The organism is Nonomuraea bangladeshensis (assembly GCF_039529455.1).
Classification (GTDB): domain Bacteria; phylum Actinomycetota; class Actinomycetes; order Streptosporangiales; family Streptosporangiaceae; genus Nonomuraea; species Nonomuraea bangladeshensis.
On record NZ_BAAAMV010000016.1, the window covers coordinates 33058 to 59603 of the forward strand.

Consider the following 26546-nt stretch of genomic DNA (forward strand, 5'->3'; position numbering starts at 1 on the left):
GGGTAAATCCTAGAGTCGCGAAGACCGACAACACATGCGGAATGCCCCATCTTCCATCACTTGTGATGAAGCCGTGTCCAGTAACAGAATCCCGTTCTGGAGGTGGCGTATGGAGAGAGATCTTTTCGACGAGGAGCACCTGCTCTTCCGTGAGACGGTGCGCGAGTTCATGACCCGCGAGGTGGTGCCGCATCACGCGCGGTGGGAGAAGGAGGGCATCGTCCCGCGCGAGGTCTGGAAACAGGCCGGCGAGCTGGGGATGTTCGGGTTCTCGGTGCCCGAGGAGTACGGCGGCGCGGGCGTCAAGGACTTCCGCTACAACGCGGTGATCGTCGAGGAGATCATCCGGCACGGCGCGTCCGGCCTCGGGTTCTCGCTGCACAACGACGTCATGGCCCCGTACGTCGTGGACCTCACCAACGACGAGCAGAAGCAGCGCTGGCTGCCCGGCTTCGTGAGCGGCGAGCTGATCACCGCGATCGCGATGAGCGAGCCCGGCGCGGGCAGCGACCTGCAGGGCATCAGGACGACCGCGGTCCGCGAGGGCGACCACTACGTCATCAACGGCCAGAAGACCTTCATCACCAACGGCATCAACGCCGACCTGGTGGTCGTGGTCACCAAGACCGATCCGGCGGCCAGGGCCAGGGGCACGACGCTGATCGTGGTCGAGCGGGGCGCGGAGGGCTTCCAGCGCGGGCGCAACCTGGACAAGGTCGGCATGAAGGCCCAGGACACCGCCGAGCTGTTCTTCGAGAACGTCCGGGTCCCCGTTGCCAACCGTCTCGGCCCGAACGACGGCGAGGGCTTCTTCCAGCTCATGCACAACCTGCCCCAGGAGCGCCTGTCGATCGCCGTGGCGGCCGTGGCCTCGGCGGAGTCGGTGCTGGAGCAGACCATCGAGTACTGCAGGTCCCGCCAGGCCTTCGGCCGCAACATCGGCTCGTTCCAGAACACCAGGTTCGTCCTGGCCGAGCTGGCGACCGAGACCGACATCGCCCGCACCTACGTCGACAAGTGCATCCTCGCGCTCAACGCAGGCGAGCTCACGGCGGTGGACGCGGCCAAGGCCAAGTGGTGGACCACCGAGCTGCAGAACAAGGTCATCGACCGCTGCCTCCAGCTTCACGGCGGCTACGGCTACATGACGGAGTACCCCGTGGCGAGGGCCTGGCTGGACAGCCGGGTGCAGACGATCTACGGCGGCACCACCGAGATCATGAAGGAGATCATCGGCCGGTCCTTCGATTTCTGACCGGAAGCCCGCGGGGCCGCGCGCGGACCGGCCCCGCGCCGCATACTGGACAGCATGGAATCCGGCGGCCTGATCCTCCTGGTCTTCCTGGCGTTGCTGTTCGCCTGGCTGCTCAACCGGGTGCGCCGGGCCTTCCGCCTGGGAGCCGTGGGCTACGCGGGCGTGATGATCGTGTTCATCATCGCCATGCTGCTCGTCTGGGGCCAGACGAAGGTCTAGCGCATCCCTTCCACGAACCGGGTGAGCAGCCGGGCGAACTCCGCCCGCTCGGCCGCCGTCCACGTCCGCGTGACCTCCGCGAAGCTCGCCTGCCTGCTCTCGTGCGCACGGGCCAGCGCGTCCCGCCCGGCGTCGGTCAGCACGAGGTGCGAGCGCCGGCCGTCGGCCTGGTCGGCCTCGCGCCGCACCAGGCCGCCCGTCACGGCGGCGGCCACCAGCCGGCTCGCCCGCGGCTGGTCCACGCCGAGCGCCTCGGCGACCCCGGTCACCGTGACCGGCTCGCGGGCGGCCTCGATGACGTCGAGGACGTCGTGCTCGGGGCCCGCGCCGTCGGCCGCGGCGAGGGCGCGCCGCCGCTGCCTGCGCCTGATGGCGACCATCGCGCGTTCGATGGCGGCGATGTCCTTGTCCTCGTGCATAGGGTGGCGATGCTACCCCGGCACGACCGGCTGGATCGCGTCCAGGATCACCCGCGCGACCAGCGCCGGATCGTCGCTCATCGGGACGTGGCCGCACCCGTTCAGCAGCTTGACCCGCTGCCCCGACCACCGCCCGGCGCGGACCGCCTGCCTGCGCAGCAGCAGCCGGTCGTGCTCGCCCCACGCGATGGTGATCGGGGATTTCGGCGGCGCGGGCGGCATGAGCCCCTCGAAGGAGGCGAGCGTCTCGTCGAACCCGGGCGCGGCGGCCAGCGCCTGCGTGGCCGCGACCAGCGCCGCAGGCTCCATCCTCGTGGGGTGGGCGACCAGCATCCCGGCGGACAGCGCCCGCGAGGCGGGCTCCTCCGCCATGCGGGCGGCCTGCTCGGGCGGCAGGGCGCGGGCCGTGGCGCGCAGCGCGCGCAGCACCGTGCGGGCGTACAGGAACTCGGAACGGGTCCAGAAGCCGGCCGGCGACAGCGCGACGGCCGAGCTGACGACGCCGCGGGCGGCGAGTTCGAGCGCGAGGTAGCCGCCGAGCGAGTTGCCCGCGACGGCGGGCTCGCGGATGCCGAGCAGCGCGCAGAACGACTCGACCGCGTCCGCCAGCGACTCCGGTGTGTACGGGGTGCCCTCCGGCAGCCCCGGGGAGTCGCCGAACCCGGGCAGGTCCACGGCGAAGACCGTGCGCGCGGCGGCGAGCCGGTCCAGCACCGGCAGCCAGGCCTGCCAGTGGTGCCCGATGCCGTGGATGAGGATCAGCGGCGCGCCGGTGCCCCGCCGTTCGAAGGCCAGGTCCATGCGGCCAGTAGACCACTCACCTGCCGCGGGTGGGAATCTCGAACCAGACGGCTTTGCCTTCCTTGGTAGGACGCGAGCCCCAACGCCGAGCAAGCTGGTCCACGAGATAGAGGCCGCGCCCGCCCTCGTCGTTCTCGCCGGCGCTGCGGATCCGCGGCAGGCGCAGATCCTGGTCGAACACCTCGACCCAGACCGCCTCCTCGCCCCTGCGCAGCCGGAGCGTGAACTCCTTGTCGCCGATCGCCTCGTCCTCGAAGCCCGGCAGGTCCCAGGACTCCTCGAACGGCAGCGGCGGCCCGTCCACGGACAGCTCCCTGCGCGGCACGGTGGCGGTGGAGGCGTGCAGCACGACGTTGGTGACGACCTCGGAGACCAGCAGACAGGCCAGCTCGGCCCGCTCCTCGGGCACGTTCCAGCCGGAGAAGGCCTCGGCGGCCATCCGCCGCGCCTCGCCGACCATGATCGGCTGCGCCGGGAACGTGCGCTCCTCGACGTCGAGATCGACGTCGCTGGAGCGGACCACCAGGATCGCCATGTCGTCGTCGATCTCGCCGGGCACCGCGACCGTGGCGGTCTCGGCGATGCGCTCGACGTCGGCGTCGGACAGCTTGGACAGCTTCTCGCAGAGCACGCCCAGCGTCTCGGACTCGGTCGGCGGGTGGCCGTCGCGGCCGGGCCGCCGGTCGACCAGGCCGTCGGTGTAGAGCAGCAGCGCCGCGCCCGGCGGGAGGGTGCGCGTCTCCTCCTTGTAGACCAGGTCGGCGTGCAGGCCCTTGGCGCGGACGCCGAGCGGCTGGCCGACCTCCTCGATGTCGAGCTCCACGCACTGGCCGTCGACCAGCAGCAGCGGCGGGGCGTGCCCGGCGTTGGCGAACGACAGCTGCCGGGACCAGGCGTCGTAGACGAGGTATTGGCAGGTCACGATGGGCGGGATGCTGATGTCGGCGCCGTTGTCGTCCTGCTCGGGCGTGGCGATGATGCGGGTCCACTCGTCGAGCCTGGCGAGGATGTCGGCGGGCGACTTGTCGTCCTGCGCGAAGGCCCGCAGGGCGGCCCTGAGCTGGCCCATGACGGCCGCCGCCTTGGCGCCGCGGCCCTCGACGTCGCCGATGACGATGCCAACCCGGCCGGCCGACAGCGGGATCACGTCGTACCAGTCGCCGCCGACCTGGGTCTGGATCCCCTGCCCGTGAGAGGCCAGCGGAGCCGCAGGGAAGTAGCGCACCGCGATCTGCAGGCCGTCGAGACGGGGCATCGCGCCGCGCGGCAGCAGGTATTTCTGGAACGACTCGGCGGTGTGCCGCTCCTCCTCGAACAGCAGCGCGTTGTCGATCGCGACCGCGACCCGGGTGGCGATGGCCCCGACGAAGTCACGGTCGAAGGCGTCGTAATGAGGGCTGCGGCGGTCGGTGAGGTTGGACAGGCCGAGGTACATCAGGCCCAGGGTCTCGCCGCGCACCAGCAGCGGGGCGACGATGGCCGAGGTCATGCCGATCTCGCCGCACAGGCGGGCGCTGCCCTCGCTGGGCGAGGGGAAGCTGCTGGTGGCGAAGTCCTCGACGAGGATGGTCTCCTGGCGGCGCAGCGCGGTGTCGGCGTAGTGGCCGATGGGGTAGCGGATCTCCGCGCCCAGCGGCTTCCACGTGCCCGACGGCGGGGTCCACCCCTGCACGTGGTGCGCGACCCGCCGGACGAGGCGGTCGCCCTCCATCAGCTCGATGAAGCAGTGGTCGGCGAACTGCGGGACGAGCATCTCGGCGACCCGCTTGAGCGTCTCCTCGACGTAGAGGGAGCCGGCCAGCCGCTCGCCGATGCGCTCCAGCAGGCCGAAGCGGTCCTTCTCGCGCTCGTTGCTGCGCAGGGCCTCGCGGGCGGTGATCACGATGCCGGTGACGGCTCCGGAGGTGTGGCGCAGCGGCACGGCCTGGGCGCGGACGTAGACGATGGTGCCGTCGCCGCGCTTGACGTCGAAGGTGCCCTCCCACACCCCGCCCTTGAGCACGTGCTTGGCCAGCTCGATCGCCTGCGGGTGGTCCTTCTCCATGATCCCGAGGGACAGGACCGAGGTGTCCCCCGGCGAAGCGGGGCCCGGCCGGCCGAAGAGCTTCTCGGCGAAGGGGTTCCAGTAGAGGAGATTGCTGAAGCGGTCGGTGACGACCACCGCCATCTCGGCATGGTCGAGAACGGACCCGGCGGCGAGATGATCAACCCCGTCCTGTGACAGATCCCCCCAACGCTTCATCCGAAGACCACTCCTCGGGGTGGCGAGCATGCACAGCGAACCACGAGCGCTCCTGCAACAGTCTTGGTCTGGGGAGAGTGGAGGGCCTCCCAGAAGGGATTCAACCAAGCCGCTGCGCGCACGTCAGCGCTTGGAGACAAAAACGTGCGCGGCAACATCACGCGGAAGCTCCGCGGGATTGTCGTTCGCGTCACCGTCACCTGTCACCCGCACACCGTCGTCGCTCGCCGCGAGCGTGACCTCGCGTCCGGGTTGTATCCCAACTTGCTTGAGTTTAAGCATCACAGCGGGATCACTTTGCACTTGTTCGCTAATTCGCCGCACCACCACGGGCACGCCCATGGGGCCCACAGCAAGGTCGCTCATCGACGTGAGCCCGTCGGGAGCGGCCTCGGCCGGCTCCTTGGCGCCGAGCTCCGCCAGACCGGGGATGGGGTTGCCGTGCGGGCACACGGTGGGGTTGTCGAGCAGGGTCACCAGCCGGGCCTCCACCGACTCCGACATCACGTGCTCCCAGCGGCACGCCTCGACGTGGACCTCTTCCCACGGCAGGCCGATGACCTGGGTGAGCAGGCATTCGGCGAGGCGGTGCTTGCGCATCACGCGGGTGGCGAGCTGGCGGCCCAGGTCGGTCATCGCGAGGTGGCGGTCGCCCTCGACCCGGACGAGGCCGTCGCGCTCCATGCGGGCGACGGTCTGGCTCACGGTGGGGCCGCTCTGCTGCAGGCGCTCGGCGATGCGGGCACGCAGCGGGACGATGCCCTCCTCCTCGAGCTCGTAAATCGTGCGGAGGTACATCTCCGTCGTGTCGATCAGGCCGTGTGCGGTCAAGGCAGTCCTCCCAACTGAATGTTACGTCGGTCGTGGCGGGGACTGAGCCCGTCCGCCTCGGGCACGTAGGTCACGCAGGGAACCCTATTGGGAGAACGACCGACGATGGTCAAGGACGGCAACAACGGCGCGGGCGACTTCCTTCCCGACCGGCTCGACCTCGCCTCGCTGCGCGCGGCGGCGGCCCGCTGCGAGGGCTGCGATCTCTACCGCGACGCCACGCAGACGGTGTTCGGCGAGGGGCCGGGGAAGGCGGCCTTCATGCTCGTGGGCGAGCAGCCAGGCGACCAGGAGGACCGGCAGGGGCATCCGTTCGTGGGCCCGGCGGGCCGCGTTCTGGACAGGGGGCTGGAGGAGGCGGGCATCGCCCGCGACGACGTGTACGTCACCAACGCCGTCAAGCACTTCTCCTGGGTGCCGCGCGGCAAGCGGCGCATCCACCAGAAGCCGACGGCCGGCGAGATCACCGCCTGCCGGCCGTGGCTGGAGGCCGAGCTGGCCGCGGTGGAGCCGCGCGTGGTCGTGGTGCTCGGCGCGACGGCGGCGCGCTCGCTGCTCGGCGCCGCGTTCAGGGTGACGCGGCACCGGGGCGAGGCGGTGCCGCTCGGGGACCGGCTGGCGGTGGCGACGATCCACCCGTCCGCCGTGCTGCGCGCCCCCGACCGGGAGGCCGCGTACGCGGGCTTCCTGTCCGACCTCCGCGCGGCGGCGGAGGTCGCCTAGCCCGCCCGCCTCGGCGGAGGACGTCGCCCAACCCGCCCGCCTCGGCGGTGGGCGTCGCCCAACCCGCCCGCCTCGGCGGTGGGCGTCGCCTAGCCCGCCCGTTCGGTCACCAGGTCGGCGCGGTAGTTGCGGAAGCCCGCGACCGACAGCCCGACGACGAGCACCACGGCCGCGCAGGCGAGGCCGCCGCCCACCCAGGCGCCGCTCAGCCCGAGCATCGTGGCGGTCGCGCCGGCCCGCAGGTCGCCGAGGCGCGGCCCGCCGGCCACGACCACCATGAAGGCGCCCTGCATCCGCCCGCGCATCTCGTCCGGCGCGTAGAGCTGGAGTATCGACTGCCGCCACACCGAGGAGATGACGTCGGCCACCCCGCCGACGGCCATGAACGTCACCACCAGCCACAGGTTCCCCGTCATCCCCGCGGCGGCGACGGCGAGCCCCCACACGGCGATGACGACGACCAGCGCGACGCCCTGCCGCCGCACCCTGCCGACCCAGCCGGAGAACAGCGCGCCGACGACGGAGCCGATGGCCATGGCCGCGTTGAGCCAGCCGAGCGCGAGCGCCGAGCCGCCGAACCACAGGTCGGCCGCCTCGGGGAAGAGCGCCCTGGGCAGGGCGAAGACCATGGCGATGATGTCCACGACGAACGACATGAGCAGCACGGGGCTGCGCATGATGAAGGCGAGCCCCTCCAGCACCGCCCGCGCACCCGGCCGGGTCACCTCGCCCAGCGGGGGCAGCGCGGGGAGTTTGAAGGCCGCGTAGAGGCCGGCGGTGAAGAGGAGGGCGTCCACGGCGTAGGCGGCCGCGTACCCGCCGCCCACGAGCAGCAGGCCGCCGAGCATCGGCCCGATCACCGCGCCGATGCTGTAGACCAGCGAGTTGAGCGCGTTGGCCGCGGGGACCAGCTCCGGCCGCAGGATGCGGGGGACGATCGCGCCCCGGGTCGGCCCGGTGATGGCGAACCCGGTGGCGTTCACCGCGACCGCGGCGAAGATCACGTAGACGTTGTCGAGCCCGATCAGCGCCTGGACGAGGATGAACAGCGTCGCCGTCCAGGCCACGGCCGATCCGGCGAGCAGCAGCTTGCGCCGGTCGACGGCGTCGGCCACGGCCCCGCCCCACAGCCCGAAGACGATGAGCGGGACCAGGTTGGCCAGGCCGAGCAGCCCGACCCAGAACGAGGACCCGGTGATGTCGTAGACCTGCTTGCCGACCGCGACGACGGTGACCCCGACCCCTACGTGCGAGACCGCCTGGCCGAGCCAGATCCGCCGGTAGGCCGGCACGCCGAGCGGCCGGGTGTCCACGAGATGACGCTTGATCAAGTCCCCGAATGCCACTTAACGAACATTAAGGTGCAAGTCTCTCCAGGACCCATCCGGGTGGTGTCCGCCGGTAGCGGAGCCGGTCGTGCATCCGGTCGAGCTGTCCCTGCCAGAACTCCATCTCCACGGGATGGACGCGGAACCCGCCCCAGAACTCGGGCACCGGCGGCTCCTCCGGCCAGCGCGCCGCCAGCTTCTCGTAGCGGGCGTCCAGCTCCTCGCGGGAGCGTACGACGGCCGACTGCCGCGACGCCCACGCCCCGATGCGGGAGCCGTACGGGCGGGAGTTGAAGTATTCGGCCGACTCCTCGTGGGAGATGCGGCTCACGGTGCCGTCCACGCGGACCTGGCGGCGGATCGCGTGCCAGGGGAACAGCAGGGACGCGCGGGCGTTCTCGGCCAGGTCGCGGCCCTTGCGGGACTCGTAGTTCGTGTAGAAGACGAAGCCGCGCTCGTCGTAGCCCTTGAGCAGGACGATGCGGGCGCTCGGCCGGCCGCCTGCCGAGGCGGTGGCGAGCACCATGGCGTTGGGCTCCGGGATCCCGGCGGCCGTGGCCTCCTGGAACCAGAGAGTGAACTGGGCGATCGGGTCGGCCGCGAGATCGGCTTCGAGCAGCGGCTCGCCCTCGTACGTGCGTCGGAGCCCCGCCAGCGAGGGCGGGCGCGGGGTGGCATCCACGAGACGGTATTGTTGCGCGCTCGTGTGGTAGATCCCACTACACCGCTCCCCACCAGCGGCTTTGGCGCTTCGGCGGGTCCGGAGACCGAGCAGGAGCTGGGAGGGGGTTAAATTGACCCGCCGGTATCTCGACATCAAGGCTTTGCATTGCCGGAACATGGCAGAAAGGGAGGCGGCCGAGTATGTCCGACTTCAAACCCGGGCTCGAAGGCGTCGTAGCTTTCGAGACCGAGATCGCGGAACCGGACAAAGAAGGGGGCGCCCTTCGATACCGGGGCGTCGACATCGAAGAGCTGGTCGGCCGTGTCCCCTTCGGGCACGTTTGGGGCCTGCTGGTCGACAACACGTTCCAGCCGGGTCTGCCCCCGGCGGAGCCGTTCCCCATCCCTGTCCACTCCGGTGACATCCGCGTAGACGTACAGAGCGCGCTCGCCATGCTGGCTCCGGCCTATGGCTTCAAGCCGCTGCTCGACATCAGCGACGACGAGGCCCGCGACCAGCTCGCCCGCGCGTCGGTCATGGCCCTGTCGTTCGTGGCGCAATCCGCCCGTGGTCTCGGCCTGCCGATGGTTCCCGAGAGCAAGGTCGACCAGGCCACCAGCATCGTCGAGCGTTTCATGATCCGCTGGCGCGGCGAGCCCGATCCCAAGCATGTCAGGGCCATCGACGCCTACTGGACCTCCGCGGCCGAGCACGGCATGAACGCCTCCACGTTCACCGCCCGCGTCATCGCCTCCACCGGCGCCGACGTGGCCGCCGCGCTCTCCGGCGCCGTGGGCGCCATGTCGGGCCCGCTGCACGGCGGCGCCCCGGCCCGCGTGCTGCACATGATCGAGGGCGTCGAGCAGCTCGGCGACGCCAAGAAGTACGTGCAGAGCGAGCTCGACAAGGGCAACAGGCTCATGGGCTTCGGCCACCGCGTCTACCGCGCGGAGGACCCCCGGGCCCGCGTGCTGCGCCGCACCGCCAAGGAGCTCGACGCTCCCCGGTACGAGGTCGCCGCGGCGCTGGAGCAGGCCGCGCTGGAGGAGCTGCACGCCCGCAAGCCCGACCGGGTGCTCGCCACGAACGTGGAGTACTGGGCGGCCGTGGTGCTCGACTTCGCCGAGGTCCCCTCCAACATGTTCACCTCGATGTTCACCTGCGCCCGCACGGCCGGCTGGGCGGCGCACATCCTGGAGCAGAAGCGCACGGGCAGGCTCGTCCGCCCCAGCGCGAACTACGTCGGCCCGTCCTCGCGCCCGTTGAGCGACGTGCCGGGCGCCGACGAGGTCGTCGGCAAGCTCTGACACCCCCTCCCCGGACGAGACTCCGGTGACGGAACGGACGGCCGCCGCGTGGCTCGCACCCGCGCGGCGGCCGTTCCGTGCCCGCCTGCCCGCCCCCTCCCGCAGGGCCGCTGACCTGGGCACATAGCAGCAAAACGCGTCAATCTCAGATGTCGGACCCCGTGCGAGCCACCCGGCTCCGGTCGGTAGGCTCCATCATGTGGCTGACATCGTGATTCCCGCTGACATCAAGCCCGCCGACGGCCGCTTCGGCTGCGGGCCCTCGAAGGTTCGCACCGAGCAACTGGCCGCGCTCGCCGCCTCCGGGGCGGAGCTCATGGGCACCTCGCACCGCCAGAAGCCGGTCAAGAACCTGGTCGGCCGCGTACGCTCCGGTCTCGCCGACCTGTTCTCGCTGCCCGAGGGCTATCAGGTGGTCCTGGGCAACGGCGGCACCACCGCGTTCTGGGACATCGCCGCCTTCGGGCTGGTGCGCGAGAAGTCGCAGCACCTGTCCTTCGGCGAGTTCTCCTCGAAGTTCGCCGCCGTCACCAAGAAGGCGCCGTGGCTGGCCGAGCCGAGCGTCATCAAGTCCGACGTCGGCACCCACCCCAAGGCGGTCGCCGAGGACGGCGTCGACGTCTACGCGCTCACCCACAACGAGACCTCGACCGGCGTCGCCATGCCGATCGAGCGGGTCGGCGGCGACGACGCCCTGGTGCTCGTGGACGCCACCTCCGGCGCGGGCGGCCTGCCGGTCGACGTCTCCGAGACCGACGTCTACTACTTCGCGCCGCAGAAGAGCTTCGCCTCCGACGGCGGCCTGTGGATCGCGCTCATGTCGCCGCGCGCCCTGGCCCGCGTCGAGGAGATCGCCGCGACCGACCGCTACGTGCCCGAGTTCTTCAGCCTGCCCATCGCGATCGACAACTCCGGCAAGGATCAGACCTACAACACCCCGGCCGTGGCCACGCTGTTCCTGCTGGCCGACCAGCTCGACTGGATGAACGGCAACGGCGGCCTGGCCTGGACCACCTCCCGCACCGCCGACTCCAGCTCGCGCCTCTACACCTGGGCCGAGAAGTCGTCCTACGCCACGCCGTTCGCCGCGCCCGAGTTCCGCTCGCAGGTGGTCGGCACGATCGACTTCAGCGACGACGTGGACGCCGCCGCCGTGGCCAAGGTGCTGCGCGCCAACGGCATCGTCGACACCGAGCCCTATCGCAAGCTGGGCCGCAACCAGCTGCGCATCGCGATGTTCCCGGCCATCGACCCGGCCGACGTCGAGGCGCTCACGACCTGCGTCGACTACGTGGTCGAGCGCCTCTAGCGCTCCTGCGAGGTCCCCGCCTGCGCGCTCAGTAGGCGGGGATCTCCTTTTTGCTCCTGCGGCGCAGCAGCCAGCCGGCCAGCACGCCGGCGATCAGCCCGCACAGGTGTCCCTGCCAGGAGATGCCCGGCTGGTTGGGCAGCAGGCCGGCCAGGATGCCCCAGTAGGCGATGCCGACGCCCACGGCGATGACGAGGTCGAGCAGCCGCCGGTCGAACAGTCCTCGCGCCATGATGTAGCCGAAGTAGCCGAAGACCAGTCCGCTCGCGCCCACCGTGATCACCATGGGGCTCATCAGCCAGGTGCCGAGCCCGCCCAGCACGATGATGATCAGGGTGGCCAGGAAGAACTTGCGCAGGTCACGCAGCCCGGCCAGGAAACCCAGCACGAGCAGCGGCAGCGAGTTGGCCATGAGGTGGCCGAAGCCGCCGTGCAGGAACGGCGCGAACAGGATGCCGACCAGTCCGTCGCTCTCCCAGCCGACGATGCCGAAGTTGCGATCCAGCGCGCCGTTGAGGAAGACGTCCACGACCTCGACGATCCACATGATGGCGAGCATGGCGGCCACGATGAGGAACGCGCTCAACGCGCCCGAGAGCAGCGACCCCGCGCCCCGCTTGACGGAGTCGAACCTCGAACCCGAATAGTCGCCCATGCGCTCTCCCGGTAGCTTGTTCCCTCTTTCTTTACCGTAAGCGGAACGAGCTATGCGCGCGCTAAGTCCCTCCCGTCCCTGAGCGGGGACGGGAGGGCCGGGACCAGGGCGTTACTCGCCCTTCCACTGGGGGGCGCGCTTCTCCGCGAACGCGGCGGCGCCCTCCATGGCGTCCTTGGAGCCGAACACCGGGTTGATGATCGCCCCTTGCTTCTTGAACATCTCCTCCAGCGACCAGTCCTGCGACTCGATGACGACCTTCTTGGTCGCGGCGAGGGCCAGCGGCGCGTTGGCGGCGACCTTGCGGGCCAGCTCCAGCGCCTCCTCAAGGGCCTTGCCCGGCTCGGCGATCCGGTTGACCAGACCCAGCTCGTACAGGCGCGAGGCCGGGTAGTGGTCGCCCGTCAGCGCCATCTCCATGGCCACGTGGTACGGGATCCGCCGCGGCAGCCGCATGATGCCGCCCGCGCCCGCCACGAGGCCGCGCTTGGGCTCCGGCAGGCCGAAGGTGGACTCCGCGGAGGCCACGATGAGGTCGCAGGCCAGGGCCAGCTCGAAGCCGCCGGCGAGCGCGTAGCCCTCGACGGCCGCGATCAGCGGCTTCTTCGGCGGGGCCTCGGTGAGGCCGCCGAAGCCGCGTCCCTCCACCACCGGGAGGTCGCCGGTCAGGAAGCCCTTCAGGTCCATGCCGGCGCAGAACGTGCCGCCCGCGCCGGTCAGGACGTACGCGGAGATCTCCGGGCGGGCGTCGAGGCCGTCCAGGGCCTCCGCGATCCCGCGCGCCACCGCGCCGTTGACCGCGTTGCGGGCCTTGGGGCGGTTGATCGTGAGGATCGCGACGTTGCCGGACTCCTCGACGAGCACTTCGTCAGACACGAGAAAGACTCCCGGGCTACTTGGGCTGGAAGCGGATGCCGCCGTCGAAGCGGATGACCTCGCCGTTCATGTAGTCGTTCTCGACCAGCGAGCGCACCAGGTGCGCGAACTCGTCGGCCCGCCCCATGCGCTTGGGGAAGACGACCGGCGCGACGAGCTTGGCCTTGAACTCCTCGGAGTTGGGCGAGAAGCCGTAGATGGGGGTGTCGATGATGCCGGGGCAGATCGTGTTCACCCGGACGCCGATGGCGGACAGGTCGCGCGCCGCGGGCAGGGTCATGCCCACGATGCCGCCCTTGGACGCCGAGTAGGCGAGCTGGCCGGTCTGGCCCTCCAGAGCGGCGACGGAGGCGGTGTTGACGACGACGCCGCGCTGACCGTCGGCGTCGGCCGGCTCGGTCTTGGCGATGGCGGCCGCCGCCAGGCGCATGAGGTTGAACGTGCCGATCAGGTTGACCTCGATGACCTTGCGGTAGGTGGCCGGGTTGTGCGGGCTGCCATCGCGGTTGACCGTGCGCTCGGCCCAGCCGATGCCGGCGCTGTTGACCACCACGCGGAGGGGCTTGCCGGTGGCGACGGCGGCGTCCACGGCGGCCTGCACCTGCTCCTCGTCCGACACGTCGGTCTTGGCGAAGACGCCGCCGATCTCGTCGGCGACCGACTTGCCGCGCTCTTCGTTGAGGTCGGCCACGACCACGGTGGCGCCGGCGCGGGCCAGCTCGCGGGCGGTCGCCTCGCCGAGGCCGCTGGCGCCGCCGGAGATGATTGCTGAGGATCCGTTCACGTCCATAACCCGGACCCTAACCCGAGAACCGAATGAAGTTCTACTTTGGGGTGGTTAAATCTCGCCCACGGCGCTGTCCACGTCGGAGTAAACCTTGATCCGGCGGTCCAGGCCCGTGGTGCGCAGGATGCGCGCGACGGGGGCCTGCGGGGCCGCGAGCGACACCCCGCCGCCCTCTCCGGTGGCCAGGCGCCAGGCCTCGATCAGCACCGACAGCCCGCTGGAGTCCATGAACGACAGCTGCTGCAGGTCGAGCACGAGCTTCGCGCTGTCCTGCTTGATGGCGTCGCGTACTTCGTCCCGGAGGAACGGTGCGGTGAACAGGTCGAGCTCTCCCTCAACGGCCACCACCACGGCGTCTCCCAGGGCATGTCGCGCAAGCCGCAGCTTCATTTGGGCCCCTCCTCGATGAGCCACTGTACTTCGACATGCCCCTCCACTGGGCATGCACAGACCACGAACAGCCGGATAAAACGGGCGAGTTGGGACAGCCCTGGTCACGCGGCCGGGATGGTGAACCCGTACGGGAGCTCCAGGCGGTGCTCGGCCAGCAGCTCCGCGTCGGCCAGGAGCTCGCGCGTGGGCCCGTCGGCGGCGATCACGCCGCCGGAGAGGATGAGGGAGCGCTCGCACAGCTCCAGCGCGTACGGCAGGTCGTGCGTGACCATGAGCACGGTCACGTCGAGCGAGCGCAGGATCTCGGCCAGCTCCCGTCGCGCGGCCGGGTCGAGGTTGGAGGAGGGCTCGTCGAGCACCAGGATCTCGGGCTCCATGGCGAGCACGGTCGCCACGGCCACCCGGCGCCGCTGGCCGAACGACAGGTGGTGCGGCGGCCGGTCGATCGCGTCCAGCATGCCCACCCGCTCCAGGGCCGCCGTCACGACCCGGTCCAGCTCCGCGCCGCGCAGTCCGGCGTTGGCCGGGCCGAAGGCCACGTCGTCGCGGACCGTGGGCATGAAGAGCTGGTCGTCGGGGTCCTGGAAGACCAGGCCGACGCGCTGCCTGATCTCCTTGAGCGTGTCCTTGCGCACCGGGGTGCCGGCCACGGTGACGGTGCCGTGGCCCGCCGCGAGTATGCCGTTGAGATGCATGACGAGCGTGGTCTTGCCCGCGCCGTTGGGGCCGAGGAGCGCCACCCGCTCGCCCCGGGCGATCGACAGGTCCACGCCGAACAGGGCCTGCGTGCCGTCCGGGTAGGCGTAGGCGAGCCGCCTCACCTCCAGGGAGTTCACCACCCGAGCCCCGCCAGGGAGAGTCCCAGCACGGCGAGGGCCCCGGCGGGCAGGGCGAGCGCGGTGGCCCATTGGGCGGTCGATGCCGTCATGTCTGCCATTATCGGCATCCGGCCGGTGTAACCGCGGCTCAGCATGGCCAGGTGCACCCGCTCGCCCCGCTCGTACGAGCGGATGAACAGCGCCCCCGCCGAGCGGGCGATCACCGGGATGTGCCGGGCGTTCCTGGCCTCGAACCCCCGCGACTCCCGCGCCACCCGCATCCGGCGCATCTCGTCGAGGATCACGTCCATGTAGCGCAGCATGAACATGGCGATCTGCACGAGCAGGTCCGGCAGCCTCAGCCGCTGCGCGCCGAGCAGGATCACCCGCGGCTCCGTGGTGGCGGCCAGCAGGATGGAGGCCACTACGCCGAGTGTGGCCTTGGCGAGGATGTTCCAGGCCGCCCAGAGCCCTTCCACGCTCAGCGAGAGGCCGAGCACGCTCACCCGCTCCCCCAGCCCGATGACCGGGATGAGCACCGCGAACAGCACGAACGGCACCTCGATCACCATCCGCCGCGCGATGTGCCCGGCCGGCACCCTGGCGGCCGCCGCGACCGCGCCGAGCAGCACGGCGTAGGCGGCGAACGCCCAGAACCGCTCCCGAGGGGTGGCCACCACCACGATCGCGAACGCGAGGACCGCCAGCAGCTTGCACTGCGGCGGCAGCCGGTGCACGACGGAGTCGCCCGGCAGGTGGAGCCGGTGGTGGTGGCCCGCGCTCACGTCGTCACGCCCTGACGCCGTCGCGCTTCGTGGCGGCGTCGCGGTTCCTGGCGGCGAAGGCCACCGCTCCGGCGATGAGCAGCACCAGCCCGACGCCGATGATCCCGGCGATGCCGACCGGGATGTCGCCGACCTCGCCGTAGTCGGCCAGCGCCCACCCGCTGAAGGCGTGCTCGCCCGCCTGCTCGCCGAAGCCCTGGTTCTCGGCCACGGCCTCCAGCCCGTCGGGGTCGGGCGAGGCGAAGAACGACACGAGCCCGGCCAGCACCAGCGTCACGCCGACGCCGCCGAGCAGGAACGGCTTGAGCCGCCCTCCCGCCGGCGCCGCCGCCACGGGCTGGGGCGCGGCGGAGCCCGCGACGGTCGTGCTCTCGCCGTCCGCGCCGCGCAGCACCAGCGGCCTGGCCAGATTGCGCGCGCCGTACACGAGGTCGGGCCGGACGGCCAGGACCGCGCCCACGGTGACCGCCGTGATGACGCCCTCGCCGATGCCGATGAGCAGGTGCACGCCGCCCATCGCCGCCGCGACCGCGCCGACCGAGATCGGCGCGGTGCCGCCGATCCAGAACAGCAGCGTGAACACCAGCGCCGAGGCCGGTACGGAGACCAGCGCCGCGAGGAAGGCCGCCGCCGTCACCCCGCCCTTGCCCCGCGCGAAGCCGGTGACCACGCGGAAGACCGCCCATCCGGCGAGGACGGTGACCAGGCCCATGATCGTGACGTTGACGCCCAGCGCGGTCAGCCCGCCGTCGGCGAAGAACACGGCCTGGACGAGGAGGACCACGGCCATGCACAACACGCCGGTGTAGGGGCCGACGAGTATCGCGGCGAGCGCCCCTCCCAGCAGGTGCCCGCTGGTGCCGGCCGCGACGGGGAAGTTGAGCATCTGGACGGCGAAGATGAAGGCCGCGACCAGCCCGGCCATGGGCGCGGTACGGTCGTCGAGCTCCCGCCGCGCGCCGCGCAGGCACACGGCGACGCCGGCCGCCGCCACCGCTCCGGCGGAAACCGACGTCGCCACATTGAAGAACCCATCAGGTACGTGCACGACCTTGCCTCCCAAAAAGGGGACGACCCGCCAAATGGGGACGAACAACCCCCTACTTTAGGACATGGTGTTGCACCTGCACATGGGTGGCAATTACTTGAGAATGCGCCTCGCGAGGCTCCTGGCCGACATCCGCCTGACCACCGCGCTCAGCCGCCCCTTGCCCGACGTCGCGTACGGCCGCACGCTCCGCAGCAGGGCGGCCCCCGGCCACCGGCGCGGCGTGGCGACCGCGTCCGCGTCGGCCTCGATCCTGAACCGCGCGGGCGGACCGCCGAGATCGAGCTCCAGGTAGGCGTCCCAGGTGCCGGGCGCGAGCCGCCCGATCGCGGGCCTGGCCGTGAAGGCGCCGCCGGGCAGCGCCGTCACCGGCTCGGCCCGCTCGCGCCCGCTGCGCCGCTCGCGCCAGACGAGCTGCCGGACCGCCGCGGCGGACGGGGTGGACCCGGCGACGCTCACCTCGCCGTGGACCTGCAGCCGGCGCCCGAGCGACCAGCGGGTGCGCAGCAGCCGCACCGCGCCGGGCACGTCGACCACGTGCCCGCCGACGTCGATGCTCAGGTTGCCGTTGTCGCGGGTGAAGTAAGGGAGCACCGCCATCTCGCCCACCAGCCGGGGCTCCGGGCGGGCGACGCCCTTGTCGCGCTCGGCGCCGAGCCGGCCGTGACGCACCACGCCCTCCAGCTCGACGGCGACCCGGAGGTCCCAGACGCCGGAGTCGAGCGCCGCCACGTCGATCGGGGCGACGAACTCGCCGCCCTTGCGCCGGGCGGGCACGACCAGCTCGGCGTGCGGGTCGTAGCGCGAGCGCAGGACCAGCGTGACCCCGTCGTCCCTGCTGATCCCGTCGAGGCGGGCGGCTCCCGTCACCACCAGGCGGTCGCCGTCCCAGCTCAGCCCGGTCAGCCGGCGGCGTACGGTGGCGCTTTCGATGCGGGCCAGGCGCACCAGCCGGTCGATGTCGTCGAGCGCGCCCGCCCGCTGCCGGTCGATGCTGTTGAGCCGCTCGTGCACGCCCGGGGTGTACCACTCCTCGCACAGGGCGGCGACCTCGCGGGCGATGTCCTTGCGCCGGATGTCGTCGCTCTCCAGGAAGACCGAGCCGAGCTGGGCGAAGGCGTCGAGCCTGAAGTGCCGGCGCAGCAGGTGGTCGCGGAGCGCGCCGGGCGGGATGTGCCGGGCCATGAGCCGGATCGGCTCGCGGATCATGGCGAGCCACGCGAGCGGGTCGCGGCTGCCCGGCTGCTGCATGATGCTGCTGCCGTCGGGCCTGGACACCAGGTGGTAGCAGTCGTAGTCGGCGACCACGGAGATGACCCGGGCGTGGCAGTAGGCGTGGACGGTGAAGATGATGTCCTCGCCGACGAGCATGCCCTCGCCGAAGCGGATGCGGTGACGCTCCAGCAGGTCTCTGCGGAACAGCTTGAAGCAGCTCAGGCTGTTGTAGACGGTGCTGTCGCCGAGGTCGGCGCGGTCGGCGTTGTGCTGGAACATCGACTGCGGCGCGCGGCGGCCGTGCCCGACGATCTTGCCGAGGACGATGTCGGAGCCGTTGCGGTCGCCCATGGCCACCATGCGTTCGAGCGCCTCGGGGCCGAGGTAGTCGTCGGCGTCGCAGAAGAACACGTAGCGGCCGGTGGCGTGCTCCATGCCGACGTTGCGCGGGCGGCCGGCGCCGCCGCCGCCCCTGATGTGCACGACGCGCACGCTGTCGCGGTGGTAGGCGGCGTAGAGGTCGAGCAGGTCGGCGCTGCCGTCGGTGGAGCCGTCGTCCACCACGACGATCTCCTTCTTCACCCGCTGCACCAGCACGGACGTGAGGCATCTGTCCAGGTAGTCGCGGCAGTTGTGTGCGGGGATGACGACACTGACGTCCACCGCGTCGTCGTTGCCAGGCGCCGGCATCGCTCCACCACTCCCGTGATCACTGTCAGTCGCGTTGTGGTCTCAGTATGTGACCAAGACGCGACCTCCGGGGGGCCGATCGGCTGTCTTCGTCTCCGGCTTTTTGCAGACAACGGATAATGACCGCATTTCGCCAATAGGCACCGGCAGGGCCGCCAATTGCCGCATTACCGCGCGACCGAACGCGGCTCAGGAAAGAGGTTTTCCCTCCCGGTGGTAGAAACCTCTCCGGGGGGTGCACTGAGGTACTCCCCTACGGACCGTGTGATCCACTCATGGGGTACGCGCGTCTACAGTTAGGCAACCGTGACCGGGAGGTGGCAGGAAATGGGATCGGCCGTGCATGTCGCTGAGTTCATCGTCTCCTCGGCTCGGTTGACCGAGTTGCACGAATGCTCGGCGCTGCTCCGCCGTACGAGAAGGCGCGCCGAGGAGATCGTCGCCGAGGCCCGCGCGCTGCTGGCCGAGGCCGAGCTGAGCGGCGACGCCGAACGCGTCCTCGCCCTGCGTGCGGACGTGGAGCGGGCGCGGCAGTCGTACTGCAAGGTGCTGAACGCCTACGTGGCGATCTGCGGGCGCATCACCGAGGAGCGCCGGGCCATCGTGGAGGAGCAGTTCGCGCGAGATTCGCGGCACCAGGGCTTGTCAGGAGTCGCCTGACGGGCGTATCGTCAGGCCATGCCTGACTGGAAAGACAAACTCCGGTGCTCCTTCTGTCACAAGAGAAGCGCGGAAGTGAGCAAACTCATCGCAGGCCCAGGTGTACACATCTGCAACGAATGCGTAGACCTGTGCAACGTAATCCTGGAAAGCGAACGCACCACCGCTTCCCCGGAGCCCCGGCTTCCCGCCTGGGAATCCATGTCCGATCAGGAAATCCTCGACCATCTGCCGAAAATCGCCGCCGTACAGGCTCAGGTGGACGACAATCTGCACGACTGGGTCGCGCAACTCCGCGACCGGAACGTGAGCTGGGAACGCATCGGCTCCGCGCTCGGCATGACGCGGCAGTCGGCGTGGGAACGGTTCAGATCCGAGGGCCCGGTCGGTAATCCCGTGTGACCCTTGGGGCGTCTCATCGGCAGGGAGGCTGATGATGCGCGTCCTCGGCGGCCTCGCCGCGCCGGACCTCGACGAGCTCCGCCTGGAGCTGGTGCTGGTCCTCGCGCTGCACGAAGAGGCGGAACGGCTCGGCGCCCCGGCGCAGGAAGCCGGTTAGAACGGGCTCCAGCTCCCCGTCCGCGCACGGGGAGCTGGAGCAGGGGGGCTTTCACTCCCCCGCACGGCCCCGGGCGCGGAAGGCGGCCGTCTTGACCCGGTTCTGGCAGGCGGTGGAGCAGAACCTGCGGGTGCCGTTGCGCGAGACGTCCACGTAGACGCGGTCGCAGTGCGGCGCCGTGCACACCCCGAGCCGCTCGGCGAACTCGCTGCCGAGCACGATGGCGAGGCCCGTCGCGCAGCTCGCCCCCCACTCGCCGGCCGGAGTGCCGCTCGGGCCGTGGAAGTGCAGGTGCCAGGGCTCGCCGTCGTGCCGTTCGAGCATCGGGCGGGCGCGGAACTCCTCCAGCAGCCCGTTGACCGTGATAGCGGCGGTGTCGACGTCGTCGGCCGCGACGGCGGCGAAGACCGCGCGCAGGCGGGCGGCGACCGCGGCCAGCTCGCCGCCCTCGGCGGCGCTCACCTCCCGGTACGTCCGGTAGACGGTCCGCAGCGCGTCGGTGGCCGCGACGCCGGCGTCCGCGGGCCCCGGATAGGGGCGTCCGCGCTGCTCGCCGGGGGTCAGGGCGTTCACCAACGCCACCGTCACCCGGACCACTCCATCGGTGTGACTGTTGAAGTCCAATTGACCGGTTACACCTTCGCGTTCTATGTTGTGACTGACGAAAGCATAAACGACAGTCACAAGGAGATGTCTGTGCTCACTCACGATGCCGCACGGGAGTGGATCGCGCGCTGGGACCGCCAGCAGGAGGGCTACCTGCCCGACCGCGAGGAGCGCTTCACCGCCCTGATCGACGCCCTCGAAGCCCTGGACCGGCCCGATCCGCTGGTCATCGACCTGGGGTGCGGGCCCGGGTCGCTGTCGGCGCGGATCGTGGAGCGGCTGCCCGAGGCCAGGGTCGTGTCCGTGGACGCCGACCCGCTGCTGCTCGGGCTCGGCCGGGCGGCCTATCCGGGGCTCACGTTCGTCCCCGCCGATCTGCGTACGCCCGGCTGGAGCGACCTGCTCGGCCTCGACCGGCCCGCGGACGCGGCCGTCAGCACGACGGCGCTGCACTGGATCTCCGGGCCCGACCTGCTCAGGGTCTACACCGAGCTGGCCGGGGTGCTCCGCCCCGGCGGACTGCTGCTCAACGGCGACCACCTGGACAGCGACGACGTCACGCCCGAGCTCGCCCGGCTGGAGCGCGCGCTGCACGAGCGCGAGACCGAGCGGGTCTTCGGCGCCGAGCGGCCCGAGGACTGGCGCGCCTGGTGGGAGGCCGTCAGCGCGGACCCGGCGCTCGCCGAGCTCGACCGCGAGCGGACCACCGCCGGGGCGGACCACCACGGCTCGGAGTCCCACCTGCTGTCGGAGCACGTCGAGGCGCTGCGGGCGGCCGGGTTCGGCGAGGTGGGCACGCTCTGGCAGCGCGGCAACAACCGGCTGCTGTGCGCCGTACGCGGGTGACCCCGGCTGGGACCCTGGTATGACACGATTTCCTACTTCAGTCGGATGCTCTTGTCGGGTTCGCTGACCGATGATCGAGTCCCCCGACGATGGGAATCGTGATGCGAAGACCAGTCCTGATCCTCGCCCTCCTCCTGGGTCTCGCCGCGCCGCTCGCGCCGGCGACCGCCGCCGGCGCGACAGCCGCCCCGGCCGACCCGGCCGCCACCACCAGCACGACCGGCGCGACGGGCGCGGCGCCGGCCGTGCGGTGGGCCCCCTGCGCGGAGAACGCCGCCGTCGAGTGCGGGACGCTGACCGTGCCGATCGACTGGAACAACCCGCGCGGCGGGACCTTCGAGCTGGCCCTCGCCCGGCGCAGGGCGAGCGACCCGGCCGCCCGCATCGGCTCCCTGGTGATCAACCCCGGCGGCCCCGGCGGCTCCGGCGTGGACGCCGTGCTGGGCGAGTGGCTCGGCTTCACCCCCGAGATCACCAGCCGGTTCGACGTGGTCGGCTTCGACCCGCGCGGCGTGGCCCGCAGCCACCCCATCACCTGCTCGCTGGAGCTCGCCGTCCAGGCCCCCGACCCGACCGCGCTGCGCGGCCAGGCCGACTGGAACGCGATGCTGGCCTTCAACCGGCGCTACGCCGACGACTGCCGCCGGCGCACCGGCCCGCTGTTCGACCACGTCCACACCGGTAACGTGATCCGCGACCTCGACGCCCTGCGCGCCGCGCTCGGCGACGACAAGCTCACCTACTACGGCATCTCCTACGGCACACTGATCGGCCAGCTCTACGCCGAGCGCTACCCCCGCCGGGTCCGCGCCCTCGCGCTCGACAGCAACATGGACCACAGCCTCGGCACCCAGGCGTTCCTGGACACCGAGTCGTGGACCGCGCAGGACTCCTTCGACGAGTTCGTGGCCTGGTGCGGCCGGACCGACACCTGCGCGCTGCACGGCAGGGACGTCCGCGCGCTCTGGCACGAGCTGCTGGCGAAGGCCGAGCGCGGCGAGCTGACCTTCCCCGGGCAGCCTGATTTCGTGCTGCGCAAGCTCGACCTCGTCGGGATCGCCTTCAGCGCCTTCTACGGCCCGATCTGGCGCGAGCTGGCCGAGCTGCTGGCGGCCATGGAGAGCGGCACGGGGACCGTGAGCCCGCTCCTCGCCCCGGTGACCGCCAAGAAGGCCGCCGTCGCCGCCGAGGAGACCATCAACGACGCGAGCTTCGTCTTCTGCCAGGACTACGCGCTGCCCGTACGCGACTTCCGCGAATGGGACCGGCTGCTCCGCAGGTCGGCGGCCATCGCCCCGGACATGCTGATCAGCTCCGCGGCGCACCCGCTGACGCTGACCTGCCAGGGCACGCGCACGCCGAACCCGCAGCACCGGCTGAAGGTGGATGGCTCGCCGACGCTGCTGATCGGCAACTCCCTGCACGACCCCGCCACGCCCTACCCGTGGGCGGTCAACGCGGCGGCGCAGATCGGGCGGGAGGCCCGGCTGCTGACGTACGAAGGGTGGGGCCACGGCATCTACGGCCACGGCGAGTGCCCGACGGGCGCCATCGACCGCTACCTGGTCTCCGGTGAGCTGCCCGCCAAGGGCGCCCGCTGCCCGGCGGTACCGCCCGCCGAGGTGAGCGCCAAGAGCGCGCCGCGTCCGTACCCGGGTCCGCGGCCCGGTCTGCCCGGCTGGACGTACGCCCGCCGGTGACCTGCCCCTAGCTCCGGCCGCCCGCCTCGACGCGCTCGCGGAGCGCGTCGAGGCGGTTCATGGCCGGGGTGGCGGTGATGCCGTGCAGGACGACCGAGACCACCACGGTGAAGGCGGTCACCGCCCACAGCTCCTCCGCGGGCACGCCGAAGTCGGCGTGGCCCAGCGCGTACGCCAGATAGAACAGCGACCCGATCCCCCGGATGCCGAAGAACGAGATCACCCCCCGCTCCCGTGGCCCGGCCGGGCCGCGGAGCTGGGAGAGCCAGCCGGCCAGGGGGCGGATGACCAGGAGCAGCAGCAGGCCGACGGCGGCGCCGCCCCAGGTGAGCGGGGCCAGGCCGCCGGCCGCCACGAAGCCGCCGAGCAGGAGCAGCAGCCAGGCGGTGAAGAGCCGTTCGAGCTGCTCGACGAAGCCGTGCAGGACGCTGTTGTAGCCGTGGCCGTGCTCGACCCTGCGGATGGCGCAGGCGGTGACGAACACGGCGATGAAGCCGTAGCCGCCGGCCAGCTCGGTCACCCCATAGGCGAGGAGGGTGGCGGCCAGCGCCACGAAGCCGTCGCGGCGCTCGGCCAGGCGCAGCTCCTCCGCCGGCGAGTGGAAGGTGAGCCGGCCGATCAGGCGGCCGATGAGCAGGCCGCAGACCACGCCCGCGACCACCCGGTAGAGCACGTCGGTCAGCGCCCATTCGCCCAGCCAGCCCGTGCCGCCGGCGGTGGCGAGGGCGATGGCGGCGTACACGAAGGGGAAGGCGAGGCCGTCGTTCAGCCCGGCCTCGGAGGTGAGGGCGAAGCGGACCTCGTCGTCGGCGTTCTCGGCGTCGACCGGCTCGCCCACGCTGACGTCGGAGGCGAGCACCGGGTCGGTCGGCGCGAGCACCGCCCCGAGCAGGAGCGCGGCGGCGAGCGGCCAGCCGAGGATGCCCGTCGCGGCGGCGGCGACCCCGGCGACGGTCAGCGGCATGGCCCAGCCGAGCAGCCGCCATGTGCTCGACCAGCTCCGTAACCCGGCCGCCCGGTTGAGCGCCAGCCCGGCGCCCATGAGCGAGACCAGCACGCAGATCTCGGTGACGTGCTCGACGGCGGTCCGGTGGACGACGGGGTCGGGCTCGGGGAGCCCGAACGGCAGCAGGTACAGCGCCATGCCGGCGAGCAGGTACACGAGGGGAAGCGAGAGCGCCCGGCGGGCCAGCAGGCCGGGCAGGACGGCGGCGAGCAGCGCGGCTGCGCCCGCGAGGGCCAGGACAAGATCAGGGGAGGACATCAGCCGGGTCACTTCCCTGCCCGGCCGCGGACAGTCGTGCCGCCGCCGCGACCTTTTTATCCAACCTTGGGGTGGCTGATCCTTCGCCGAAGACATGGGCTGTGATGTCCTGGCCAGCGGGGGAGGGGCGTGAAGACACGTTTGGGGCATTCGCTCCGCAGCCGGCTGGCACTGTACGCGGCCATCGTGATGCTGCTGCTGAACGTGGTGGTCAGCGCGTTCGTAGTGTGGGGCGTCCGGAACCAGGCCGCGATCGCCCACGCGCACGAGACGTCGGGCAAGGCCCTGTTCGTGCTCCTGCTGATCAAGCGGAACAGGCTCGGCGCGACCCTGCCGGCCAACGGCCTCGACGGCATCCAGGTGCTCGACCCGTCCGGCCAGGTGATCTCCTCGACCCCCAACCTGGCCGGGCAGCCCAGGCAGACGACCGTCGTCCCGCGCGGGACCATGGCCAGCGACGTCGCCGACGAGGTCTGCGACCTGCCCGCCTTCCCCGGCTCCTGCAAGACGGTGGCCGGGCTGATCGCCTACCAGCCGGAAGGCGACTACCGCATCCTCGCCTTCGCCCCGTCCGTCCCCTGGTACGTCAGCCCGCGGCTGATCGTCTTCCAGGTGGTCGTCACGGCGCTGCTGGTCGCGCTGGCCTACTTCGGGGTCTCCCACATCGTGGCCAGGGCGCTCGCCCCGGTCAGCGCCATCACGAGGAAGCTGGCCGACATCACGGCGGGCGGCGACGGCCCGATGCGTCTGCCCGTCACGCAGCACGACGACGAGATCAGGGACCTCGCCGTGACCGGCAACCACATGCTGGAGCGGCTGGAGAAGGCGAGACACCAGCAGGAGCTCGCGATGGAGCGGCAGCGCAGGTTCGCCACCGACGCCTCACACGACCTGCGCAGCCCGATCACCGCCATGCGCACCCAGGTCGAGGACGCGCTGCTCCACCCCGAGGACACCGACTGGCCGGAGACCGGGCGTGAGGTGCTGACCAGCCTCGACCGGCTCCAGGGCATCGTCGGCGACCTGCTCACCCTCACCAAGCTGGACGCGGGCGCGCCCTCCTCCCGGGAGCCGGTGGACCTCGGCGAGCTGGTGGCCGCCGAGACCGTCCGGCCCCGCGCCAAGCGGGTGATCACCAGCCTGCGGCCGGGCGTCGTCGTCAGCGGCGACCCGCTCCAGCTCGTCCGCCTGCTCACCAACCTGCTGGACAACGCGGAACGGCACGCCGAGCGGAAGATCCTCGTCACCGTGCGGCAGCAGGGCGGGGAGGCCGTGCTGGAGGTGCTGGACGACGGCGCGGGCATCGCGCCCGAGCACCGCGAGATGGTCTTCCAGCGCTTCACCCGCCTCGACGCCTCCCGCAGCAGGGACGCGGGAGGCACCGGGCTCGGCCTGCCGATCGCCCGCGAGATCGCCCGGACGCACGGCGGCACGCTGACGATCGAGGACTCCGACGCGGGCGCCCGCTTCGTGCTGCGGCTGCCGGCTCTCAGAGGGCGATGACCACCTTGCCGAACGGGCGCTCTTCCGCGTAGTGGCGGAAGGCCGCGACGGCCTCCTCGAACCCGAACACCCGGTCCACCACCGGCCGCATCCCGCCCGCCTCGATGGCCCGGTTCATCGCCTCGAACTGGGCCCGGCTCCCCACCGCGAGCGGCCGTACCCGCGCGCTGGCCCCGAACAGCGCCCGCGGATCGAGCACGGGCGGCTCCCCGCCGAGGAACCCGACCAGCGCCACCTCCCCCGACATCGCCACCGCGCGGAGCGCGCGCGGCAGGTCGCCCACCACGTCGACGACCCGGTCCACGCCCCGCCCGCCGTCCGTGAGCGCGCGTACCCGCTCGGGCCAGTCGCCGTCGCCGCGGAGCACCACCTCGTCCACGCCCAGCGCGCGCAGCCGCCCGGCCTTGGCGGCGTCGCCGGTGGTGGCGAGGACCCGCGCGCCGAGCAGCTTGGCGAGCTGGGCCGCGAACAGCGACACGCCGCCGGTGCCGAGCGTCAGCACGGTGTCGCCGGCCCGTACGCCGTCCAGCGCGTGCCAGGCGGTCACCGCGGCGCACGGCAGCGTCGCGGCCTCGGCGTAGGACAGGTGGGCGGGCACCGGCACGAGGGCGCTCTCCGGCAGGACCACCTTCTGGGCGAGCCAGCCGTCCAGCGAGCCGCCGAGCTGCGGGAAGTGCTCAGGCCGGCCGAACGGCCCGTCCAGCCAGTACGGGAACAGCCCGGCCGTCACCCGGTCGCCGATCCGCGCCCGCCGCACCCCCGGCCCGAGCTCCACCACCTCACCCGCGCCGTCCGACACCGGCACGAGGTCGTCCTTGACCGGCAGGACGTACTCGCCCCGCAGCACCAGCAGCTCCCGGTAGCCGAGCGTGACCGCCCGCACCGCCACCAGCACCTCGCCGGGTCCGGGGACGGGCTCCGGCTCCTCGCGCAGCTCCAGCCCGTCGATCCCGGCCCCGCTGCGCGCGCGCCAGCCGAGCATCCGCCGTCTCGTCGTCGTGCCGGTCGTCGTATCGGTCATGGGCCGATCCTGCGGTGACCGC

The 26546-nt window shown here is 71.6% G+C and carries 28 protein-coding genes; 11 read left to right on the plus strand and 17 right to left on the minus strand.

Features of this window, described 5'->3' with window-relative positions; all coding sequences use genetic code 11:
* Positions 1-109 precede the first annotated feature (109 nt).
* Both ABD292_RS42225 and ABD292_RS42230 read left to right on the plus strand, forming a co-directional pair.
* Entirely contained in the window at positions 110-1255 is a 1146-nt protein-coding gene (locus tag ABD292_RS42225) for an acyl-CoA dehydrogenase family protein (protein ID WP_344217808.1), read from the plus strand.
* A gap of 54 nt (positions 1256-1309) precedes the next feature.
* Positions 1310-1474 carry a hypothetical protein gene (locus tag ABD292_RS42230; RefSeq protein WP_177240627.1) on the plus strand — a complete coding sequence of 55 codons (165 nt, stop codon included), beginning with the start codon at positions 1310-1312 and terminating at the stop codon, positions 1472-1474.
* Here ABD292_RS42230 and ABD292_RS42235 read toward each other — a convergent pair.
* The 4 genes from ABD292_RS42235 to ABD292_RS42250 form a co-directional block, all read right to left on the minus strand.
* Positions 1471-1893, minus strand: coding sequence for a MarR family winged helix-turn-helix transcriptional regulator (locus ABD292_RS42235; protein WP_344217810.1), 423 nt, complete (start codon positions 1891-1893; stop codon positions 1471-1473). The two genes, ABD292_RS42230 and ABD292_RS42235, sit on opposite strands and share 4 nt — an antisense overlap.
* Positions 1894-1905: 12 nt before the next feature.
* On the minus strand, positions 1906-2694 hold the full coding sequence (locus ABD292_RS42240) for an alpha/beta fold hydrolase (protein ID WP_344217812.1): 789 nt from the start codon (positions 2692-2694) through the stop codon (positions 1906-1908).
* A 16-nt stretch (positions 2695-2710) separates the two neighbouring features.
* A complete protein-coding gene (locus ABD292_RS42245; RefSeq protein WP_344217814.1) occupies positions 2711-4936 on the minus strand; it encodes an ATP-binding SpoIIE family protein phosphatase in 2226 nt (741 codons plus the stop codon).
* Positions 4937-5059: 123 nt separating this feature from the next.
* Positions 5060-5767, minus strand: coding sequence for an iron-dependent transcriptional repressor DtxR (locus ABD292_RS42250; RefSeq protein ID WP_344217816.1), 708 nt, complete (start codon positions 5765-5767; stop codon positions 5060-5062).
* 87 nt (positions 5768-5854) lie between these two features.
* On the opposite strand from ABD292_RS42250, the gene ABD292_RS42255 reads away from it, so the two are divergent.
* Entirely contained in the window at positions 5855-6490 is a 636-nt protein-coding gene (locus ABD292_RS42255) for a UdgX family uracil-DNA binding protein (RefSeq protein WP_344217818.1), read from the plus strand.
* Positions 6491-6579: 89 nt separating this feature from the next.
* Here ABD292_RS42255 and ABD292_RS42260 read toward each other — a convergent pair whose 3' ends face one another.
* Positions 6580-7836, minus strand: a complete 1257-nt coding sequence (locus ABD292_RS42260) for an MFS transporter (protein ID WP_344217820.1) — start codon at positions 7834-7836, stop codon at positions 6580-6582.
* A gap of 10 nt (positions 7837-7846) precedes the next feature.
* On the minus strand, positions 7847-8500 hold the full coding sequence (gene pdxH, locus ABD292_RS42265) for a pyridoxamine 5'-phosphate oxidase (RefSeq protein ID WP_344217822.1): 654 nt from the start codon (positions 8498-8500) through the stop codon (positions 7847-7849).
* 182 nt (positions 8501-8682) lie between these two features.
* Here pdxH and ABD292_RS42270 point away from each other — a divergent pair, with 182 nt between their 5' ends.
* Positions 8683-9789, plus strand: coding sequence for a citrate synthase 2 (locus ABD292_RS42270; RefSeq protein ID WP_344217824.1), 1107 nt, complete (start codon positions 8683-8685; stop codon positions 9787-9789).
* 199 nt (positions 9790-9988) lie between these two features.
* Complete coding sequence (gene serC, locus ABD292_RS42275; protein ID WP_344217826.1) at positions 9989-11098, plus strand: phosphoserine transaminase; 1110 nt, start codon at positions 9989-9991, stop codon at positions 11096-11098.
* 28 nt (positions 11099-11126) lie between these two features.
* Here the strand turns inward: serC and ABD292_RS42280 are convergent, their stop codons facing one another.
* The 8 genes from ABD292_RS42280 to ABD292_RS42315 all read right to left on the minus strand — a co-directional run bounded on the left by ABD292_RS42280 (position 11127) and on the right by ABD292_RS42315 (position 18365).
* Positions 11127-11753, minus strand: coding sequence for a rhomboid family intramembrane serine protease (locus ABD292_RS42280; protein WP_344217828.1), 627 nt, complete (start codon positions 11751-11753; stop codon positions 11127-11129).
* Positions 11754-11864: 111 nt separating this feature from the next.
* A complete protein-coding gene (locus ABD292_RS42285) occupies positions 11865-12629 on the minus strand; it encodes a crotonase/enoyl-CoA hydratase family protein (RefSeq protein WP_344217830.1) in 765 nt (254 codons plus the stop codon).
* A 16-nt stretch (positions 12630-12645) separates the two neighbouring features.
* On the minus strand, positions 12646-13419 hold the full coding sequence (locus ABD292_RS42290; protein ID WP_091080530.1) for an SDR family NAD(P)-dependent oxidoreductase: 774 nt from the start codon (positions 13417-13419) through the stop codon (positions 12646-12648).
* A gap of 48 nt (positions 13420-13467) precedes the next feature.
* Positions 13468-13806, minus strand: coding sequence for an STAS domain-containing protein (locus ABD292_RS42295; RefSeq protein WP_091080528.1), 339 nt, complete (start codon positions 13804-13806; stop codon positions 13468-13470).
* Positions 13807-13910: 104 nt separating this feature from the next.
* The gene (locus ABD292_RS42300; RefSeq protein WP_344217833.1) at positions 13911-14648 is read right to left on the minus strand and encodes an energy-coupling factor ABC transporter ATP-binding protein; all 738 of its coding nucleotides are present in this window, start codon (positions 14646-14648) and stop codon (positions 13911-13913) included.
* A complete protein-coding gene (cbiQ, locus tag ABD292_RS42305; protein WP_344217835.1) occupies positions 14642-15412 on the minus strand; it encodes a cobalt ECF transporter T component CbiQ in 771 nt (256 codons plus the stop codon). The genes ABD292_RS42300 and cbiQ overlap by 7 nt, the downstream gene beginning before the upstream one ends.
* A gap of 4 nt (positions 15413-15416) precedes the next feature.
* Positions 15417-16460: an energy-coupling factor ABC transporter permease gene (locus ABD292_RS42310; protein WP_344217837.1), complete on the minus strand. Its 1044-nt coding sequence runs from the start codon at positions 16458-16460 to the stop codon at positions 15417-15419.
* Positions 16461-16553: 93 nt separating this feature from the next.
* A complete protein-coding gene (locus tag ABD292_RS42315) occupies positions 16554-18365 on the minus strand; it encodes a glycosyltransferase family 2 protein (RefSeq protein WP_344217839.1) in 1812 nt (603 codons plus the stop codon).
* Between the two features lie 375 nt (positions 18366-18740).
* On the opposite strand from ABD292_RS42315, the gene ABD292_RS42320 reads away from it, so the two are divergent.
* The 3 genes from ABD292_RS42320 to ABD292_RS42330 are packed head-to-tail and all read left to right on the plus strand — an operon-like array spanning position 18741 to position 19584.
* Positions 18741-19025, plus strand: a complete 285-nt coding sequence (locus ABD292_RS42320; RefSeq protein WP_344217841.1) for a hypothetical protein — start codon at positions 18741-18743, stop codon at positions 19023-19025.
* Positions 19026-19043: 18 nt separating this feature from the next.
* Positions 19044-19427, plus strand: coding sequence for a ClpX C4-type zinc finger protein (locus ABD292_RS49115; protein WP_371251275.1), 384 nt, complete (start codon positions 19044-19046; stop codon positions 19425-19427).
* A 31-nt stretch (positions 19428-19458) separates the two neighbouring features.
* Complete coding sequence (locus ABD292_RS42330; protein WP_281249570.1) at positions 19459-19584, plus strand: hypothetical protein; 126 nt, start codon at positions 19459-19461, stop codon at positions 19582-19584.
* A gap of 51 nt (positions 19585-19635) precedes the next feature.
* On the opposite strand, the gene ABD292_RS42335 is transcribed toward ABD292_RS42330, so the two are convergent.
* Positions 19636-20172, minus strand: coding sequence for a CGNR zinc finger domain-containing protein (locus ABD292_RS42335; RefSeq protein WP_344217844.1), 537 nt, complete (start codon positions 20170-20172; stop codon positions 19636-19638).
* A 102-nt stretch (positions 20173-20274) separates the two neighbouring features.
* On the opposite strand from ABD292_RS42335, the gene ABD292_RS42340 reads away from it, so the two are divergent.
* Positions 20275-21036, plus strand: coding sequence for a class I SAM-dependent methyltransferase (locus ABD292_RS42340; RefSeq protein WP_344217846.1), 762 nt, complete (start codon positions 20275-20277; stop codon positions 21034-21036).
* A gap of 101 nt (positions 21037-21137) precedes the next feature.
* The gene (locus ABD292_RS42345) at positions 21138-22736 is read left to right on the plus strand and encodes an alpha/beta hydrolase (RefSeq protein ID WP_344218088.1); all 1599 of its coding nucleotides are present in this window, start codon (positions 21138-21140) and stop codon (positions 22734-22736) included.
* Between the two features lie 7 nt (positions 22737-22743).
* Here ABD292_RS42345 and ABD292_RS42350 read toward each other — a convergent pair whose 3' ends face one another.
* The gene (locus tag ABD292_RS42350; RefSeq protein ID WP_344217848.1) at positions 22744-24000 is read right to left on the minus strand and encodes a cation:proton antiporter; all 1257 of its coding nucleotides are present in this window, start codon (positions 23998-24000) and stop codon (positions 22744-22746) included.
* A 129-nt stretch (positions 24001-24129) separates the two neighbouring features.
* Between ABD292_RS42350 and ABD292_RS42355 the strand changes: the two genes are divergently transcribed.
* Positions 24130-25503 carry a sensor histidine kinase gene (locus ABD292_RS42355; protein WP_344217850.1) on the plus strand — a complete coding sequence of 458 codons (1374 nt, stop codon included), beginning with the start codon at positions 24130-24132 and terminating at the stop codon, positions 25501-25503.
* On the opposite strand, the gene ABD292_RS42360 is transcribed toward ABD292_RS42355, so the two are convergent.
* Positions 25490-26524, minus strand: coding sequence for a zinc-dependent alcohol dehydrogenase family protein (locus tag ABD292_RS42360; protein WP_344217852.1), 1035 nt, complete (start codon positions 26522-26524; stop codon positions 25490-25492). The two genes, ABD292_RS42355 and ABD292_RS42360, sit on opposite strands and share 14 nt — an antisense overlap.
* Positions 26525-26546 lie beyond the last annotated feature (22 nt).

Bases quoted from the DNA above. Each gene is read 5' to 3' on its own strand.
- ABD292_RS42225 (WP_344217808.1), top strand. From the start codon at position 110: ATGGAGAGAGATCTTTTCGACGAGGAGCACCTGCTCTTCCGTGAGACG.
- ABD292_RS42230 (WP_177240627.1), top strand. From the start codon at position 1,310: ATGGAATCCGGCGGCCTGATCCTCCTGGTCTTCCTGGCGTTGCTGTTC.
- ABD292_RS42235 (WP_344217810.1), bottom strand. From the start codon at position 1,893: ATGCACGAGGACAAGGACATCGCCGCCATCGAACGCGCGATGGTCGCC.
- ABD292_RS42240 (WP_344217812.1), bottom strand. From the start codon at position 2,694: ATGGACCTGGCCTTCGAACGGCGGGGCACCGGCGCGCCGCTGATCCTC.
- ABD292_RS42245 (WP_344217814.1), bottom strand. From the start codon at position 4,936: ATGAAGCGTTGGGGGGATCTGTCACAGGACGGGGTTGATCATCTCGCC.
- ABD292_RS42270 (WP_344217824.1), top strand. From the start codon at position 8,683: ATGTCCGACTTCAAACCCGGGCTCGAAGGCGTCGTAGCTTTCGAGACC.
- ABD292_RS42280 (WP_344217828.1), bottom strand. From the start codon at position 11,753: ATGGGCGACTATTCGGGTTCGAGGTTCGACTCCGTCAAGCGGGGCGCG.
- ABD292_RS42290 (WP_091080530.1), bottom strand. From the start codon at position 13,419: ATGGACGTGAACGGATCCTCAGCAATCATCTCCGGCGGCGCCAGCGGC.
- ABD292_RS42295 (WP_091080528.1), bottom strand. From the start codon at position 13,806: ATGAAGCTGCGGCTTGCGCGACATGCCCTGGGAGACGCCGTGGTGGTG.
- ABD292_RS42315 (WP_344217839.1), bottom strand. From the start codon at position 18,365: ATGCCGGCGCCTGGCAACGACGACGCGGTGGACGTCAGTGTCGTCATC.
- ABD292_RS49115 (WP_371251275.1), top strand. From the start codon at position 19,044: ATGCCTGACTGGAAAGACAAACTCCGGTGCTCCTTCTGTCACAAGAGA.
- ABD292_RS42330 (WP_281249570.1), top strand. From the start codon at position 19,459: ATGATGCGCGTCCTCGGCGGCCTCGCCGCGCCGGACCTCGACGAGCTC.
- ABD292_RS42340 (WP_344217846.1), top strand. From the start codon at position 20,275: ATGTCTGTGCTCACTCACGATGCCGCACGGGAGTGGATCGCGCGCTGG.
- ABD292_RS42345 (WP_344218088.1), top strand. From the start codon at position 21,138: ATGCGAAGACCAGTCCTGATCCTCGCCCTCCTCCTGGGTCTCGCCGCG.
- ABD292_RS42350 (WP_344217848.1), bottom strand. From the start codon at position 24,000: ATGTCCTCCCCTGATCTTGTCCTGGCCCTCGCGGGCGCAGCCGCGCTG.
- ABD292_RS42360 (WP_344217852.1), bottom strand. From the start codon at position 26,524: ATGACCGATACGACGACCGGCACGACGACGAGACGGCGGATGCTCGGC.